Source organism: Maribacter sp., from assembly GCF_049667165.1.
In the GTDB taxonomy this organism is placed as follows: Bacteria; Bacteroidota; Bacteroidia; order Flavobacteriales; family Flavobacteriaceae; genus Maribacter_A.
The window spans coordinates 1-1,681 of sequence record NZ_JBATHS010000361.1; the positions used below are offsets into that span (position 1 = coordinate 1).

Annotated in this window: 2 protein-coding genes; one reads left to right on the forward strand and one right to left on the reverse strand. The window is 45.3% G+C overall.

Translation table 11 applies throughout. The annotated features are described in order from the left end of the window. Positions 1-490: DUF4407 domain-containing protein (locus tag WBM98_RS16410; protein ID WP_424367101.1), on the forward strand; the 490-nt coding region annotated here is incomplete at its 5' end. A gap of 53 nt (positions 491-543) precedes the next feature. Here WBM98_RS16410 and WBM98_RS16415 read toward each other — a convergent pair. Then, on the reverse strand, positions 544-1,681 hold a 1,138-nt coding region (locus tag WBM98_RS16415; RefSeq protein ID WP_424367102.1), incomplete at its 5' end, for a putative collagen-binding domain-containing protein.

Genomic DNA, 1,681 nt, shown 5'->3' on the forward strand with positions numbered 1-1,681 from the left:
TGCCGCTTTGGCCGAATTGCAACAATTGAAAGCGGCCAACGGGGAAAAAATAAAAGGCCTGGAGTCCCAAATCGTCAATTTGCAGACCGAATACGCAACCACGGTAACTGGTTCGCAACCCATTATAGACGGATTCGATGGACTCATGGCCCGCATCAATGCCTTGGGTGCATTACCTTGGTTTCCGTCGTTCTTTATTTTTCTATTGTTCCTGGCCATTGAAACCTCACCCATTGTGGCCAAACTGTTAGCCCCCAAAGGGGAATATGACATTAAATTGGAAGAAGAGGAGAGTATCCTGAAAACCTGGGTTGCCCAAAAAGTGAGTCAACGTGAGCAAATATTAGCGACCGATACCGCTTTGAACCAAAAAATCTATAGCGAAATCGAAGAGGAAGAAGCCGTTTATGCCCATAAAAAGCAAAAAGCCGAGGAGCTGCTTAAAATTCAGGCCGATGCCTTTCATGACCTACAAGTCAAAAGCCTATAACCCATCAGTTTAGAAAACTATTTTATCGGCAAATATGTAAAGCATCATACCACCTATTCATTAGCCCTTATCAATACCACCCAATCCTGTTGGATTGCTTTATCGGTGTCGACAATTGGATTGCCCAAGTCCTTTATCCCACCACCTGTGATGTTTTTTACGGTGCCCGTAATCAAGTCACCACCTTGAAGCGGATTGAACCACTGAACGTTGAATTGCCCCTTTGTTTCGCTTAGATCAATGGTGTATTTGCCATCAGATGGTATATAAACGACATAGATTTCATCCTTTTTTCGAAAACAATAGGCATCTTTCAAATTCACCAGGCCATGCGCTGGTTGCATTTCCCAATACGGTAAATAGGCCTCGAAAAAATTGAGGGCATGATCCGTCAATTCCCAAAGACGATCTCGTGTACGCCAGTCCTCAGCATTCAAATCGTTATGCTTGCTGTTCGCACCAAAATACCATTCAACGCCCGCTGCCCCCGACAACAAGGTTCCCCAAAGTACATATCGTCTAAGGGTGTCGTGGTTCGGATCCAACGAATCGGAAACGGCCCCTGTATGCCACATGCCAATTTCATCCATGGTAATCAACCAATCATGATGGGCAGCCTTGGCTTTTTGTTTCCATGTCTGCACAACATCAGCAGCTTCTTCCCGCTTATCGACCTGTAATGAAAGTCCGTCAAGATCTTTAAAACCTACTATGGAATCGAGCACATTGGACCGTGCCGGTTCATGGGAGTGGGTATGTAATAACACCGAATGGTCGTATGGGTCAATCTGCTTTAAAAAACTTGCCATGGCCTTACGCTGCGCATCATTTTGGGCAATCGGGGTAAAATCTGCGGGGCCATTCTCCTCTCCCAGATTAAACGTCAGGGCAAGGTGATGTCCAAAACGGGCCACCAACTCACGAAAATACAATTGACGCAGAGGTCCCATATCACCTCCATCGAGCATGGTCTCGTTCTCGGTTTCCTGAAGTACCATGTGCAGCATTATTCCTTTGGACTGCATATGCCGGAAAACGATTTCCCATTGCTCCAATTTACTCACATCAAAACGCGTAAAATCGTTGGGATCCGCATAAGGCCAAACATCCTTACCATCGCCTTTGATGTTCAAGGTTAAAAAATAGGCCACATTCATGCCCTTAGAAGCAAGATAATTCAAAGCCCCTATT